At 71.6% G+C, this 14,796-nt stretch carries 15 protein-coding genes; 6 read left to right on the top strand and 9 right to left on the bottom strand.

The window, feature by feature from the left end:
- Positions 1-2: 2 nt before the first annotated feature.
- From BMW85_RS32545 to BMW85_RS32525, 5 genes are all read right to left on the bottom strand, one after another.
- Positions 3-497: an aromatic-ring-hydroxylating dioxygenase subunit beta gene (locus BMW85_RS32545; RefSeq protein ID WP_091089196.1), complete on the bottom strand. Its 495-nt coding sequence runs from the start codon at positions 495-497 to the stop codon at positions 3-5.
- Positions 494-1,738: an aromatic ring-hydroxylating oxygenase subunit alpha gene (locus tag BMW85_RS32540; RefSeq protein WP_091089194.1), complete on the bottom strand. Its 1,245-nt coding sequence runs from the start codon at positions 1,736-1,738 to the stop codon at positions 494-496. Before BMW85_RS32540 ends, BMW85_RS32545 begins: the two co-directional genes overlap by 4 nt.
- Positions 1,735-3,432, bottom strand: a complete 1,698-nt coding sequence (locus tag BMW85_RS32535; RefSeq protein ID WP_091089192.1) for a class I adenylate-forming enzyme family protein — start codon at positions 3,430-3,432, stop codon at positions 1,735-1,737. The genes BMW85_RS32540 and BMW85_RS32535 overlap by 4 nt, the downstream gene beginning before the upstream one ends.
- A gap of 74 nt (positions 3,433-3,506) precedes the next feature.
- Positions 3,507-5,150, bottom strand: a complete 1,644-nt coding sequence (locus BMW85_RS32530) for a class I adenylate-forming enzyme family protein (protein WP_091089189.1) — start codon at positions 5,148-5,150, stop codon at positions 3,507-3,509.
- Positions 5,151-5,305: 155 nt separating this feature from the next.
- Positions 5,306-6,100, bottom strand: coding sequence for an enoyl-CoA hydratase/isomerase family protein (locus tag BMW85_RS32525; protein WP_091089187.1), 795 nt, complete (start codon positions 6,098-6,100; stop codon positions 5,306-5,308).
- A 92-nt stretch (positions 6,101-6,192) separates the two neighbouring features.
- Between BMW85_RS32525 and BMW85_RS32520 the strand changes: the two genes are divergently transcribed.
- Entirely contained in the window at positions 6,193-7,221 is a 1,029-nt protein-coding gene (locus tag BMW85_RS32520) for an MBL fold metallo-hydrolase (protein ID WP_091089184.1), read from the top strand.
- Between the two features lie 53 nt (positions 7,222-7,274).
- Here BMW85_RS32520 and BMW85_RS32515 read toward each other — a convergent pair whose 3' ends face one another.
- The 4 genes from BMW85_RS32515 to BMW85_RS32500 are packed head-to-tail and all read right to left on the bottom strand — an operon-like array spanning position 7,275 to position 10,036.
- On the bottom strand, positions 7,275-8,084 hold the full coding sequence (locus BMW85_RS32515) for an enoyl-CoA hydratase/isomerase family protein (protein ID WP_091089183.1): 810 nt from the start codon (positions 8,082-8,084) through the stop codon (positions 7,275-7,277).
- Between the two features lies 1 nt (position 8,085).
- Positions 8,086-8,841 (bottom strand): enoyl-CoA hydratase/isomerase family protein, encoded by a 756-nt coding sequence (locus BMW85_RS32510; protein WP_091089181.1) that lies wholly within the window; start codon positions 8,839-8,841, stop codon positions 8,086-8,088.
- Positions 8,838-9,587, bottom strand: a complete 750-nt coding sequence (fabG, locus tag BMW85_RS32505) for a 3-oxoacyl-ACP reductase FabG (RefSeq protein WP_091089179.1) — start codon at positions 9,585-9,587, stop codon at positions 8,838-8,840. The genes BMW85_RS32510 and fabG overlap by 4 nt, the downstream gene beginning before the upstream one ends.
- Positions 9,584-10,036: a MaoC family dehydratase gene (locus tag BMW85_RS32500; protein WP_091089176.1), complete on the bottom strand. Its 453-nt coding sequence runs from the start codon at positions 10,034-10,036 to the stop codon at positions 9,584-9,586. The genes fabG and BMW85_RS32500 overlap by 4 nt, the downstream gene beginning before the upstream one ends.
- Before the next feature lie 104 nt (positions 10,037-10,140).
- Here BMW85_RS32500 and BMW85_RS32495 point away from each other — a divergent pair, with 104 nt between their 5' ends.
- From BMW85_RS32495 to BMW85_RS51450, 5 genes are all read left to right on the top strand, one after another.
- A complete protein-coding gene (locus BMW85_RS32495) occupies positions 10,141-10,938 on the top strand; it encodes an SDR family NAD(P)-dependent oxidoreductase (protein WP_091089174.1) in 798 nt (265 codons plus the stop codon).
- Positions 10,939-10,990: 52 nt separating this feature from the next.
- Positions 10,991-12,145, top strand: coding sequence for an acetyl-CoA C-acetyltransferase (locus BMW85_RS32490; protein ID WP_091089171.1), 1,155 nt, complete (start codon positions 10,991-10,993; stop codon positions 12,143-12,145).
- Positions 12,146-12,147: 2 nt separating this feature from the next.
- Complete coding sequence (locus BMW85_RS32485; protein WP_091089169.1) at positions 12,148-13,302, top strand: acyl-CoA dehydrogenase family protein; 1,155 nt, start codon at positions 12,148-12,150, stop codon at positions 13,300-13,302.
- A 79-nt stretch (positions 13,303-13,381) separates the two neighbouring features.
- Positions 13,382-14,539 (top strand): acyl-CoA dehydrogenase family protein, encoded by a 1,158-nt coding sequence (locus BMW85_RS32480; RefSeq protein WP_091089167.1) that lies wholly within the window; start codon positions 13,382-13,384, stop codon positions 14,537-14,539.
- On the top strand, positions 14,536-14,796 hold a 261-nt coding region (locus tag BMW85_RS51450; RefSeq protein ID WP_245775192.1), incomplete at its 3' end, for a TetR/AcrR family transcriptional regulator. The genes BMW85_RS32480 and BMW85_RS51450, both read left to right, overlap by 4 nt.

Genomic DNA, 14,796 nt, shown 5'->3' with positions numbered 1-14,796 from the left:
CCTCAGATGAGGAACGCCAGGGTGAAGAGCGCCTGCGCGCTGTCCACCAGGACGACCTTCTTGTAGGCGAGCCTGATGTCGTCGCCGGCGCGGCGCAGCCGGTAGGTGGTGCGCCCGGCCCACATGGTGGTGCCCCGCTCGCGGGACTCGACGACCAGGAAGTTGGCCCCGACGACGGTGTCGGTCCCCTCGACCGTGACGATCTCGACGTTGGAGATGAGCCGCCGCAGGTTGGACGGCGGCGACTGGGCGTAGCGCTTGCCCGTCTTCAGCTGCTTGATCCGGGTGGCGATCCGGTTTCGGTTGTCGTAAATAACGGACATCTGCCGCTCCGGGTCGGTGTCGTCACCCCCGGCGGGCACCCAGTAGAGCGCGTCGTCGGTCCACAGCGCCTCCCACCCGTCGTAGTCGTGCTCGTCGGCGAGCCGCGCCTCCCGGTAGAGGAACTGCTCGACCTCACGGATGTCCAGGCCGGTCTGCGCGGCCACGCCGCTCACTGCGCCTCCCCTTCCATCAGGCTCCGGTAGTGGGACCAGAAGCCGCGCATCCCGGTCTCGTCGTTGGCTGCGCCGATCCGGAAGCCGTTCTCGTCGACGCGCTCGCGGTGCGCGCCACGCCGGATGTCGAGCCATTCGGGCACCCGCGCGGTCACGCCGCGCTGGTTGCGCTCGTACATCTCCGAGTCGTCGGCCAGCAGCATGCCCGCCGGTCCCACCGAGCCGATGCACTGCGACAGCAGCCGCCGGTTCATCTCCGGCGCGCCCTTGAGCTGGACGGCGGTGACGTTCTGCACCGTCTCGTCCACGGCCACCGGGTTGATCATGAAGACGCTGATCTCGGCGACGAACAGGTTGGGGAAGACCATGACGTGCGGAGCGCCCTCGATGAGGATCTCCTCGGCCTGCTCGCCGTGGAGCGCGCGCATCTTCGCGACGTAGTCGGGCACCCTGGCCTCGGACGTGCCGAACCAGTTCATCGGCTCCATCTTGCGGAACTCAGGACGCAGGTCGTTCTCGCTGTGGCCGCCGCCGAGGTCGCGGGTGACCGCGGTCGACTTGTCGCTGTAGAGGGTCCCGATGTGGCTGCCGGTGACGCTGAACACCGAGCCGTGCACGAACTGCGGGTGGTAGCCGTCGGTCTCGTTCTCGACCAGCAGCTTCCAGTTGGCCTTGGCGCGGTGCTGGAGCCAGCCGGCGGTGAGCTCGATCTCCCCCTCCGGGGAGAGTCTCGCCAGCCGGTCGAGCTCGCCGGCCGCGGCGCCGAGGTGTTCCTTGAGGCTCGGACCGTCGGCGGCGAAGCTGGCGAAGACGAACCCCTGGTAGGTGTCGACCCGCGGCACCCGGCCGAGGCCCAGGGACAGCTTGCCCTTGCCGCCGTAGCCCTGGTTGTAGGGGTAGCCGAGCATCTCGCCGGTGTTGCGGTAGGTCCAGCCGTGGTACGGGCAGCGGAAGGTGCTGGAGTTGCCCCGCTGGTCCTCGCAGACCAGGTTGCCCCGGTGCGCGCACCGGTTGAGCAGCAGGCTCACCTCCCCGTCCTTGCTCCGGGTCATGATGACGTCCTGGGAGGCGACCTTCTTGCGGACGTAGTCGCCGGGCCGGGCGACCTCGCTCACGTGGCCGACGCACACCCAGGTGCGGTACCAGATCCGCTGGAGCTCCTCGGCGAAGATGTCCTGGTCGGTGTACAGCGAACCGTGCACCCTCTCGGGCTGGATCAGCTCCGAGTACTGGACGGTCACGACTTCCCTCCTTCGATGCGTTCCTTGGCCTGCTGGACAAGCCGGAATTTCTGGATCTTGCCGGTGGGGGTCGCCGGCAGGTCCGACGGCTCGGCGAAGAAGACGTGCTTGGGGACCTTGAACCGGGCCAGGTTCTCCTTGCAGAACGCGATGATCTCGTCGGCGTCGAGCGTCGCTCCCGGCTCGGGGACGACCCACACGCACCCGGTCTCGCCCCACCTGTCGTCGGGCACGCCGATCGCGTACGCCTGGCTGACGCCCGGCAGCGCGGTGAGCAGGTCCTCGATCTCCTTGGGCATCACCAGCTCGCCGCCGCTCTTGTAGAGCTCCTTGCTGCGGCCGGTGATCTGGAGGTAGCCGTCCTCGCGGACGATGCCGAGGTCGCCGGAGAAGACCCAGCCGTCGCGGAGCGCGAGCGCGCTCTCCTCCGGCTTGTTCCAGAAGCCGAGCATGTGCGTCGGCCCGGTGGAGACCAGCTCGCCCTCGACACCGGCCGGCAGGAACTCCCCGGTCAGCGGGTCGGCCGTCTTGTAGACGCAGAGGTCTCCGGGCATCCCGGCCACGCCGGCGAGCTTGGGCCGGCCGACGGTGTCCGAGGCCCGCTCCAGCGGGTCCTCCGGCAGGGACATGGTCATGGCGCCGCCGCACTCGGTCATGCCGTAGCCGGTGACCACCTCGGTGACGCCGAGCTCGGCCCGGACCTTCTCCCACAGCCACACCGGGGAGGGCGCGGCGCCGGACAGCACGGAGAAGAGCGAGGACAGGTCGCGCTTGAGCCGGTCGGGGTGCTCCAGGAGCGCCACCGTCATGGTGGGCACGCACAGGATCTCGGTGGCCCGATGGCGTTCGATGGCCTCGAAGTAGTCGGCCGGGCTGAAGGCGGTCCGCGGGATGATCGCCCCGCCCACCATCATGGCCGCCAGCAGGCCCTCGACGTAGCCGAACATGTGGTAACAGGGCAGCGAGAACAGGATGCGGCGGCCGTCCTCGAACGCCCTGCTCAGCGCGGAGGCGTAGCCCGTGCGCTGCACCGCGTCGTGGGTCACCATGACGCCCTTGGGCGAGCCGGTGGTGCCGGAGGTGTAGAGGATGTCGCCGAGGTCGTCCGGGGTCCGCAGCCCGGGCGCGGCGGCGCCGGGGTTGCGCCCGCCGAGCTCGCCGAGGCCGTCCACGGTGCGGACGCCCTCACGGGTGCGGCCGTCGGTCGCCAGCAGCACGACGCTCCGGAGGTCGGGCAGCGCCTCGCTGCCGCCGCCGTCCCAGCCGGGGGCGACGGCGTCGAGCATCTCCAGGTAGTCGAGCCCGGCGAAGCCGGTCATGCTGATCAGCACGTTGCACTGGGACTGGGCCAGGACGTAGGCGAGCTCCTCCTGCCGGTACAGGTAGTTGAACGGGATCGCCACGGCGCCCGCTCGCGCGATGGCGAACTTCAGCGGGACGAACTCGAGATAGTTGGCCATCAGCAGGCCGACCCGGTCACCGGGGCGGACCCCGAGTGCCACCAGGCCGTCGGCCAGCCGGGCGGCCCAGGCGGCGGTCTCGGCGTAGGTCAGGGTCCGATCGTCGGTCAGGACGAAGGGACGCTCGCCGTACTCCGCCGCGCAGCGGTCCAGCCGGGCGTCGAGCGTGAGCGGCGTCCACTCGGGGAACCGCTCGCTCAGCGACGCCCTGCGCTCGTCGACACTCGGAATCACGTGGCCCTCCTCAAATTACTTAATCTTAATTAGATTAATTCGTCAAGGCGTGCGTATCCTCGCACGGACATCGGTCAGTCGGCCGGCTTCAGCGCGCCGTCCGCGATGGACGACCTGAGCGTGGGCTTGTGCGTCTTGCCGGTCGCGGTGAGCGGCAGGGCCTCGGCGAAGTACCAGTGCTGGGGAACCTTGTACGGCGACAGCCGCGCCCGGCAGTGGGCGGCCAGCTCCTCCTTGAGCTCCGCGCTCGCGGGCCCGCGCAGCACGACCGCCGCGCCGACCGTCTCCCCCCACCGGTCGTCCGGGACGCCCACGACGGCAGCGTCCACCACGGCCTCGTGCGCGATCAGGCACGACTCGATCTCGGCCGGGGCGATGTTCTCGCCGCCACGGATGATCAGATCCTTGAGCCTGCCGGTGACGGTGACGACGCCGCGCTCGTCCATGGTGCCGAGGTCGCCGGTGTGCACCCAGCCCTCGGCGTCCACGGCCAGCGCGGTCGCCTGGGGGTCGTCGAAGTACTCGATCATCTGCTGGTAGCCGCGGGCGCAGATCTCGCCCTCGACGCCCAGCGGCCGCACCGCTCCGGTGGCCGGGTCCGCGATCTTGCAGTCGACCTGCGGGATGGGCCGCCCCACGGTGGTGACCAGGTCCTCGGGCGTGTCCGACTTGCGGGTCAGCGTGAGCACCGGGGCGAGCTCGGTCTGCCCGAACAGGTTGTGCACCGAGGCGCCGAACTCCCGCGCGACGGAGTCGATCACCGGGCCGGGGACGTTCGCCCCGCCGCCCACCACGGCGGTCAGCCGCGGCATCGGACCCGCTCCCGCGCGGGCGGCCTCCAGCACGGCGATCAGGATCGTCGGCACGTAGAACAGGACCGTGGCCCCCTCCCGCTCGATGAGGCGCAGCACCCCGGCGGGCTCGAACTTCTCGACCAGGAGCATGGTGCCGCCCAGCCAGAGCGGCCCGAGCGTGGAGATCACGCACGCGGCGGTGTGGAACATGGGCAGCGGCGCGGCGCACACCGCCCCGGCGGGCACCTCGGCGGTCTCCACGGTCAACTTCGCCACGTTGACCAGGGCCCGGTGCGACAGCAGGACGCCCTTGGGCCTGCCGGTCGTGCCCGAGGTGTACTGCAGCATGACCGCGGAGTCCGGGTCGAGCCGCGGGCCGGACCAGTCCCCCGGCTCGGCGGTCCAGCACTCCCGGTCGGAGAGGCTGATCGTGTGCCGCAGCGCGGGGCAGCCGGGGGCGACCTCGGACACGACCGCGGCCAGGTCGTAGTCGCGGCTGCGGTCGGCGTGCAGCAGCGCCACGGCGCGCGAGTGGTTCAGCGCGTACTTGAGCTCGTCGGGGCGCAGCACCGGGTTCAGCGCCACGAGGACGACGCCGGCCAGTGCGGCGCCGTACTGGATGATCGGCCATTCCACGACGTTGGGCGCCCAGATCGCGACGTGCTCGCCCGGCTCGGCCAGCTTCGCCAGGCCGGCGGCGACCTGCCGGGCCTCGGCGTACAGCTGCGCGTAGCTGAGCCGGCGCTCCTCTCCCGTGCCGTGCGCGTGGCCCACGAGGGCGAGGGTGTCGGCATGGGTACGGGCCCGCTCGGCGAGCAGGGAGCCGACGGTGTGATCGATCAGGGCCACGCTGGTGTCGCGCGGCCACAGGGACTCGCTGAGCGGCAGCGCCACCGTCGAGCCGGCATTGCGGTCAGTGGTCACGGGTCACACCCTCCTGGTACGAAGCTACCCACGCCGCAGGAGCACCGGCGACACGGGCCGGTGGGCGAGGGTGACTCAGGTTACATAATTTGCATTAGAAAAATAAGAGGTCACTTGCGGCTGTCGCCGCGCAGCGCCCCTGCGGCGGGGATCGGTTACCTGCCGCGGAAGATCGGCGGGCGGCGTTCGTGGAACGCGGCCACCCCTTCGGCGAAGTCGTCGGTGTCGAACAGGCGGACCTGGTTGTCGACCTCGCGCGCGAGCACCTCGTAGGGGTCGGAGGGCCCTTCGACGAGCAGTTCCTTGATGGCGGCGAGAGCCAGCGGCGGTCCGGCGGCGAGCCGCTCGGCGTCCGCCAGCGCGGTCTCGAGCGCCGTGCCGGGCTCGGCCAGGACGTCGGCCAGCCCCATCTTCACCGCTTCGGCTCCGCCGACCGCCCGGGGCAGCATGAGCAGCCGTCGCGCGGCGGCGAGCCCGGCGCGGCGGCGCAGGGACCAGAAGACGCCGAGATCACCGGCGAGCCCCACGCGCGTGAACGTCGGGTTGAAGGTGGCGTCCGAGGCGGCGACCACCTGGTCGCAGGCGAGCGCCAGCGCCGCGCCGGCCCCGAAGGCGAAGCCCTCGACCGCCGCGAGCACGGGCTTGGGGCCGGACCAGATCGCGCGCACGATGCGCTGCGCGGCCTCCGCCCGCGGACGGGTGCGCTCGGCGGACTGGCGGCTCATGGTCGAGATGTCGCCACCGGAGCAGAAGACGCCTCCCGCCCCGGTCAGCACGATCACCCGCACCTCGGCGTCGGCCATCGCCTCCTCGATCCGCTCGGCCAGCACGACCCTCAGTTCGAGGTCGATGGCGTTGCGCCGGCGCGGCCGGTTGAGTGTCAGCACCCGTACGGCACCGCGATCCGCGACGAGAACGCAGGCATCGCCGGCGTCCGCCTTCTGCGACATATTGCCCACCCAGGTTTTTGAATCTAATTTCAAATAATAGAGTAGCTGTGACCAGGACCGCGAGACAAGACCCCAGCAGTGAGGAGACGCCCATGACGATCGGCGAGCAGCCCGAGGACTGGACCGAGCCTGGCGCCCACGTGGTGAAGCCGGGAGTGCACCGCGTGCCGCTGCCGCTGCCCTCGAAGGACCTCCACGCGGTGAACGCCTACGTGATCGAGAGCCCCGAGGGGCCGGTGGTCATCGACTCCGGCTGGGCCATGCCGGAGACCGAGAAGACGCTGGCCCAAGCCCTCTCCACACTCGGGCACCAGCTGGCGGACGTCGCCTGCGTCCTGGTGACCCACGCCCACTGGGACCACTACTCCCAGGCCCTGGCGCTGCGCGGCGCGTTCGGCTCCCGGGTGCGGCTCGGGCGTGGCGAACGCCCCTCCGTCGAGGCGTTCGACCCCGAGCAGGGCCTCTACCCCCGCCAGATCGAGCTGCTGCGCGCCTGCGGTGCCCCCGAACTCGCCGGCCGCGTCGCCACCCTGGAGCTCTCCTCCTACGAGCGGGACATGCCGTGGCAGTTCCCCGACAGCTGGCTGGACGACGGCGAGCGGGTCCGTCTCGGACAGGTCGAGCTCGACGTGCTGGCCACGCCGGGGCACACCAGGGGGCACGTCGTGCTGCGCGACGCCGCGGCCGGCCTGCTGTTCGCCGGTGACCACGTGCTCCCGCACATCACCCCGTCCCTCGGGCTGGAGGTCGTCCCCTCGGCCAAGCCGCTGCGCAGCTACCTCGACTCCCTCCGGCTGCTCCAGGGGATGCCCGACGCGCTGCTGCTGCCCGCGCACGGGCCGATCACCCCAAGCGTCCACACCAGGGTCGAGGAACTGCTGAGCCATCACGAGGAGCGGCTGGTGGCCGCCGCCCGCGAGGTGAGGGCCGGGGCGCGGACGGCGTACGAGGTGGCGGCCGCGCTGCCGTGGACCCGCCGCGCGCGCAGGCTGGACGACCTCGACGTGATGGGGCAGATGCTGGCCGTGCTGGAGACCGACGCCCATCTGGACGTCCTCGCCGACCAGGGTGTGCTCGCCACCGCCGACCTGGACGGCGTCCGGGCCTACGCGCCGTCCTGATCGCGGCCGCCCGCCCCCTGATGGCCGCTCCGCCCGGCCCGCGCGGGCGGAGGTCAGCGGCCGGTGAAGCGCGGGCTTCTGCGTTCGATGACGGCGGCCAGGCCCTCGCGCGCGTCCTGCGTCCCGGAGAGCTCGGCGACCGTGCGGGCCTCCTCGGGCAGCCTGGCCTCGACGTTCGCCCCGAGACCGTCCCAGACCAGGCGCTTGGCGGCCGCCAGGGCCTTGGGAGCGCCACCGGCGAGCTCCCGGGCCAGCGCCAGACTCTCGTCGATCAGGGTGTCGGCGGCGACGACCCGGCTGATCAGGCCGATCTCCAGGGCCTCGGCGGCGGTGAGCACCGGGTTCGTCAGCACGATCTCCATCGCCTTGCGCAGGCCGACCAGCCGGCTGAGCGTGACGGAGACGCCGCCGTCGGGCGCCATGCCCACCCGGGTGGCTCCGGCCAGGAACTTCGCGGAGTCGGCGGCGATCACCAGGTCGGCCGCGCAGACCAGGCCGAACCCGCCGCCGCCCGCGGCGAAGCCGCGCACGGCGGCGATCACCGGCGCCTGCAGGCGCATCAGCGCGGAGGTCGAGATCTGCAGCCACGAGGTGGCCTCGCGCAGGTAGTCGGGCAGGGCCTCGCCCTTGGCCGCGAAGGTCTTGACGTCGCCGCCGGCGCAGAAGTTCCTGCCCTCCCCGGTGAGCAGCACGGCGCGCACGTCCGGCTCGCCGTGGCAGCGCATGACCGCCGAGTAGAGCCCCTGGAGGAGCGGCACGTCCATCCCGTTGGAGGCCTCCGGGCGGTTGAGCCGCAGGCGGGCCACCCCGTCGTCGTCGAGGTCGAGCAGCACCGGGCCGGAGTCGATCAGTTCGCGTGTCATGTCAGGCTCCCTTGAAGGCGGCGATGCCCGCGGCCGCGGCCGCCTCGCCGAGATGGTCGAGCACGGTCTCCAGCTCCAGCGCGAGCCCTTCGGCCGGAGGCAGCTCCAGGCCGGCGTGCACCAGGTGCTTGACGCGCCGCGCGGCGTCGCGGTCCCGGCCGGCCAGTTTCGTGACGAACGCGGCCACCGCCTCGTCGAAGCCGTCGGCGGGCAGCGAGCGGTAGGCCAGCCCCCAAGCGACGGCCTCGGCCGCGGTGAGTCGCTCGCCGGTGAGGATGTGGGCGAGCGCACGCTGCCGCCCGACCAGCCGGGGCAGCCGCTGGGTGCTGCCCCCGCCGGGCACCTGCCCGAACCGGGCGTGGTTGTCGGCGATCTTGGCGTTCTCGTGCACCAGCACGATGTCGCAGGCCTGCATCAGCTCGAAGCCGCCCGCCATCGCGTATCCCTCGACCACGGCCACGACCGGCACCGGGAGCCCGGGGATGGCGGCGCAGGCCCGGCCGAAGTGCTCGAACAGCGGCCGCATCGCCTCCCGCCCCCCGGCGCGCAGCCGTTCGAGCTCGTGGAAGTCCCCGCCGACGGAGAAGTTCCCGCCGGCGCCGCGCACCACGATGACGTTGACCTGCCCGGCGAGCCGGACCAGCGTCTCCTCCAGCTCGCGGCCGAGCTCGACGGTGACGGCGTTCATCGCCTCCGGCCGGTTGAGCACCACGTGCCCCACCGCGCCGTCCAGCCGGGACAGCACCACGCCGCTCACATGAGCCTCCCGCCGCCGACCTCGAGCACCGCGCCGGTCATGTAGCTCGCCAGGTCCGAGGCGAGGAACAGGACCGCGCCCGCGACCTCGCGCGGCTCGCCGGCCCGCTTCATCGGGATGTCGGCCTCACGGGCGGCGAAGACGTCGGGCGGCATCGCCTCGGTCATGGCGGTACGGATCAGCCCAGGTTGGACGGCGTTGACCCGGACGCCGCGATGAGCCAGCTCCTTGGCCGCGGCCTTGGTCAGGCCGACGATGCCGGCCTTGGCCGCGCTGTAGTTGGTCTGCCCGGGATTGCCGGACTTGCCGGACAGGGAGGAGATGTTGATGATCGAGCCGGTCCCGGCCTCGCGCATCACCGCGGCGGCCGCGCGCACGCCCAGCCAGGTGCCGCGCAGATGGACGCCGATCACCGCGTCGAAGTCCTGCGTGGTCATCTTCCTCAGGGACGCGTCCCTGGTGATGCCCGCGTTGTTGACCAGGATGTCCAGCGCTCCGAAGCGCTCCACCGTCTCGGTGACCAGGGCGTCGACCTGGGCCTCGTCGGTGACGTCGCAGCCGCGCGACCACACCGACGCCTCGTCGCCGAGCCCGGCCGCCGCGGCGGCCGCCTCCCCGGCGTCCCGGTCGGCCAGGACCACCCGGGCGCCGTGCTCGCGCAGCAGGCGGGCGATCTCCAGCCCGATCCCCCGCGCGGCCCCCGTCACGATCGCGGTGCGCCCCGCGACCAGTCCTGCCCCGGTCATGCGAAGTACCTCACGACCGACTCGGCCACGCACACCGGCTTCTGCCCGCCCTCGGCCTCGATGGTCGTGGACAGCACCGCCTGGACCGCGCCGTCCAGCGGGGTGACCTCCACGAGCCGGGAGGTGGCCCGGAGCTTGACCCCCACCCGGGCGGGCGCGGGGAAGCGCACCTTGTTGAGCCCGTAGTTGACCGCCATCCGGACCCCGTCGACCCGGTAGATCTGCTGGAAGAACACCGGGAGCAGCGACAGCGTGAGGAACCCGTGCGCGATCGTGCCGCCGAAGGGTCCGTCCTTGGCCCGCTCGACGTCGACGTGGATCCACTGGTGGTCGCCGGTCGCGTCGGCGAATCCGTCGACGCGCTCCTGCTCGACCGTGAGCCAGTCGCTGGTGCCCAGTGTCTCGCCGCGCGCCTCGACGAGCTCGTCCAGGGTGGTGAAGATCCTCAAGTTTCCTCCTGGTGGGTGCCGTACCTCGCGTATCGTGTTCTAATCTAGATTAAATAAGAAACGTACGACAACCGTCCGAGCCCGGCGTGAAGGAGAGCAGCTGAATGGATCTTGGTCTCGCGGGCGCCCGGGTCCTGGTGACCGGGGGCGCCTCCAACATCGGCCGGGGGATCGTGCACGGGTTCGCCGCCGAAGGCGCCAGGATCGCCATCTGTGACCTCGACGGCGAGCAGGCCGCCCGGGTCCGCGGCGAGGCGCTGGAGCGCGGCGCCGCCGCCGCCGAGGTGGTCCAGGCCGACCTGGCCGGAGAGGGAGCCGCCACCCGCGCCGTCGCCCGCGTCCTGGAGCTCTGGGGCGGCATCGACACGCTGGTGAGCAACGCGGGCATCAGCATCCCGGGGTTCATCGCCGAGCACACCGACCGGACGCAGTGGCAGCGCACCTTCGAGGTCAACCTGTTCGCCGCGATCGAAGGCACCCAGGCCGCGCTCGCGCCGATGCGCGAAGCCGGCGCCGGAGCCCTGGTCTACATCGCCAGCGACGCGGCGTTCGGCGAGATCCGGCAGGGGGTCTACGGGGCCTCCAAGGCCGGGATCGTGGCCCTCGCCAGGACCACCGCCAAGGAGCACGGCCGGCACGGCGTCCGCGCCAACGTCGTGTGCCCCGGCCTGGTCATCCCGCAGGGCCCGGAGGCCGTGGGCGCCACCAGCCTGTGGGCGGGCGGCCAGGACGCGATCTTCAACGAGCGGCAGGTCGAGCACATGCTCAAGGCCACGCCGCTGCGCCGGCTGACCACCGCCGAGGACATCGCCGGCGCCGTGCTCTGGCTCGCCTCCCCCACCGCCGCCCGCCAGGTGACCGGCCAGGTGATCTCGGTCAGCGGCGGCTACGCGATGCCCTGAGCATCGCCCCTGCCCCCCAATCCCCTCAATCATCGCGTACATGGAGGAAGACATGCCCGAGGCCTACATCGTCGACGCCGTCAGGACCGCCACCGGCCGGCGCGGCGGCGGATTCGCCGGCGTCCACCCCGCCGATCTCGGCGCCGCGCCGATCCGGGCGCTCGTCGAGCGCAACGACGTCGACCCCGAGGCGATCGAGGACGTCGTGTACGGCTGCATCGACGCCATCGGCTCGCAGGCCGGCGACATCGCCCGCACCGCGGCGCTCGCCGCCGGGCTGCCCGAGTCCGTCCCCGGCGTCACCGTCGACCGGCAGTGCGGCTCCTCGCAGCAGGCGGTCCACTTCGCCGCCCAGGCCGTGATGAGCGGGACCACCGACCTGGTCATCGCCGGCGGCGTACAGAAGATGAGCCAGTTCCCCATCCTGTCGTCCTTCACCGCCGGCGAGCCCTTCGGGGCCACCGACCCATGGACCGGCAGCAAGGGCTGGCAGGCGCGCTACGGCGAGCAGGAGATCTCGCAGTTCCGCAGCGCCGAGACGATCGCCGAGGAGTGGGGCTTCTCCCGCGAGGACATGGAGCGCTTCGCCCTGGAAAGCCACCGGCGCGCCCTCACGGCACGCGAGGAGGGCCGCTTCGGCCGGGAGATCCTCGTCCACGAAGGGGTGGAGCACGACGAGGGACCCCGCGCCGACACGACGCTGGAGAAGATGGCGGGGCTGAAGCCGCTGGCCCCCGGCGGGCGGCTGACCGCGGCGGTCTCCAGCCAGATCTCCGACGCCTCCGCCGCGCTGCTGATCGCCTCCGAGCGGGCCGTCAAGGAGCACGGCCTGGTGCCGAGGGCCCGGATCCACCACCTGTCGGTGCGCGGCGCCAGCCCGGTGAACCTCCTCGTCGCGCCGCTGCCCGCGACCGAGCACGCCCTGCGCAAGGCCGGCCTCACCATCGGCGACATCGACCTCGCCGAGGTCAACGAGGCGTTCGCCAGCGTGGTGCTGGCCTGGCAGAAGCACATCGGCGCCGACCCCGCGCGGGTGAACGTCAACGGCGGCGCGATCGCGCTCGGCCACCCCCTCGGCGCCTCCGGCGCCCGCATCATGACCACGCTGCTGCACGAGCTGGAGCGCACCGGCGGCAGGTACGGCCTGCAGACGATGTGCGAGGGCGGCGGCCAGGCCAACGTGACCATCATCGAGCGGCTGGGCTGAGCATGAGGCGAGAGCTCTACACCGAGGACCACGAGGAGTACCGGCAGACGGTGCGGGAGTTCCTGGCCCGCGAGGTGGTCCCCCACTACCGGCGCTGGGAGGAGGAGCGCGGCATGGACCGCGGCGTCCTGGCCGCGGCCCGCAGGCAGGGCGTGGCCGGGCTCGAGGTCCCCGAGGAGTACGGCGGCGCCGGCGTGAAGGACTACCGCTACCGCATGGTGGTGTGCGAGGAGGTGGCCCGCGTCCACGCGACGACCTTCACCGTCACCCTCGGACTCCAGGACGACTTGGTCCTGAACTACCTGCTGGACCTCACCACCGAGGAGCAGAAGCGGCGCTGGCTGCCGGGGTTCGCGGGCGGCGACGTGATCGGCGCGCTGGCGATGACCGAGCCGGGCACCGGCAGCGACCTTCAGGGAATGCGGACGTCCGCCCGGCGCGACGGCGACTCCTGGCTGCTCAACGGGCAGAAGACGTTCATCAGCAGCGGGATCACCGCGGACCTGGTGATCGTGGCCGCCCGGACCGACCCGGAGGCGGGCTCGCGCGGGTACAGCCTGTTCGTCGTCGAGGACGGGATGCCCGGCTTCACCCGTGGCCGGCAGCTCGACAAGCTCGGGCTCCACGGCCAGGACACGGCGGAGCTGTTCTTCGAGGACGTCCGGGTGCCGCAGGCGAACCTGCTGGGCGCCGAGGGCCAGGGGCTGCGCTACCTGATGAGCCATCTGGCCCGCGAGCGGCTGGGGATCATCGCGCAGTCCATGACGGGCGCCCGTGCCGTCTACGAGCTGACCCGGGACTACTGCTTCCAGCGGGAGGCGTTCGGCCGGCGGATCGGCGACTTCCAGGCCACCCGCTTCGCCCTGGCGGAGATGGAGACCGAGCTGGACATCGCCCAGGCCTACACCGATCGGTGCGTGCTCGCCCACAACGCCGGCGAGCTGACGCCCGTGGACGCGGCCAAGGGCAAGTGGTGGATCAGCGAGCTGCAGAAACGCGTCGTCGACCAGTGCCTGCAACTGCACGGCGGCTACGGCTACATGCTGGAGTACCCCGTCGCCCGGGCCTTCGCCGACACCAGGATCCAGACCATCTACGGCGGCACCACCGAGATCATGAAAGAGATCATCGGCCGGGACCTCGCCGCGCGGTCCTGAGCTTCGCCCCCACCACATTTTCTTATCCATGTTCAAAGCGGCCTCGGAGCCGCGCAGCGGCAGTACGGGAGGAGCCGAGATGACAGCACTGTCCGAAGAGGAGAAGGCGGTCGTGGAGACCGTGCGGGACTTCGTCGACCGCGAGGTCAGGCCGGTGGCCCGCGAGCTGGAACACGCCGACGAGTACCCGGAGAAGCTCATCGAGCAGATGAAGCGGCTCGGCATCTTCGGGCTCGCCGTCCCCGAGCCCTACGGGGACGTCCTCGTCTCCACCGCGTGCTACGTGATGGTCACCGAGGAGCTGGCCCGCGGCTGGATGAGCCTGGCCGGCGCCATGGGCGGGCACACCGTGGTCGCCAAGCTCATCTCGGCCTTCGGCACCGAGGAGCAGAAGCAGCACTACCTGCCGCGCATGGCCACCGGCGAGGTCCGCGCCACCATGGCGCTCACCGAGCCGGGCGGCGGCTCCGACCTGCAGGCCATGACCACCACGGCCCGGCGTTCCGACGACGGTTACGTGATCAATGGCGCCAAGACCTGGATCACCAACTCCCGCCGCTCCCAGCTCATCGCCCTGCTCTGCAAGACCGACCCGGCCGCGCGGCCCACGCACAGCGGCATGAGCATCCTGCTCGTCGAGCACGGGCCCGGCCTGACCGTCTCCAAGGACCTGCCCAAGCTCGGCTACAAGGGCGTGGAGAGCTGTGAGCTCTCCTTCGACGACTACCATGCCCCCGCCTCCGCGGTGCTGGGCGGCGTCGAGGGCCGCGGCTTCGGCCAGATGATGAAGGGGCTGGAGACCGGCCGCATCCAGGTCGCCGCCCGCGCCCTCGGCGTCGGCCGGGCCGCGTTCGAGGACTCGCTGCGCTACGCCCAGGAGCGTGAGAGCTTCGGCAAGCCGATCTGGAAGCACCAGGCGATCGGCAACTACCTCGCCGACATGGCCACCAAGCTCACCGCCGCCCGCCAGCTCACCCTGCACGCCGCCGAACGACTCGACCTCGGGCAGCGCTGCGACATGGAGGCGGGCATGGCCAAGCTCTTCGCCTCCGAGACGGCCATGGAGATCGCGCTCAACGCCGTCCGCATCCACGGCGGCTACGGCTACTCCACCGAGTTCGACGTCGAGCGCTACTTCCGCGACGCCCCGCTCATGATCGTCGGTGAGGGCACCAACGAGATCCAGCGCAACGTCATCGCCTCCCAGCTCGTCCGCAGAGGAGGCCTGGACCTTTGACGCCGGAACACCCCCCGACGCGCAGGGCCCGCAGGCAGAAGGCCGGGGACGGGGCGGCCCCGGCCGACGACACCCCCTCCAAGTCCAGCCGCACCCGCGAGCGGATCCTCGACGCGGCGGCGCACGTGCTCAGCCGCAAGGGCTACGCGGGCACCCGCCTCGGCGACATCGCCGACCAGGCACAACTGCAGGCACCGGCCATCTACTACTACTTCGGCTCCCGCGAGGAACTCATCGAAGAGGTCATGTGGACCGGA

The organism is Nonomuraea wenchangensis, assembly GCF_900111685.1.
Classification (GTDB): domain Bacteria; phylum Actinomycetota; class Actinomycetes; order Streptosporangiales; family Streptosporangiaceae; genus Nonomuraea; species Nonomuraea wenchangensis.
This window is presented reverse-complemented; position numbering and strand designations above follow the sequence as displayed.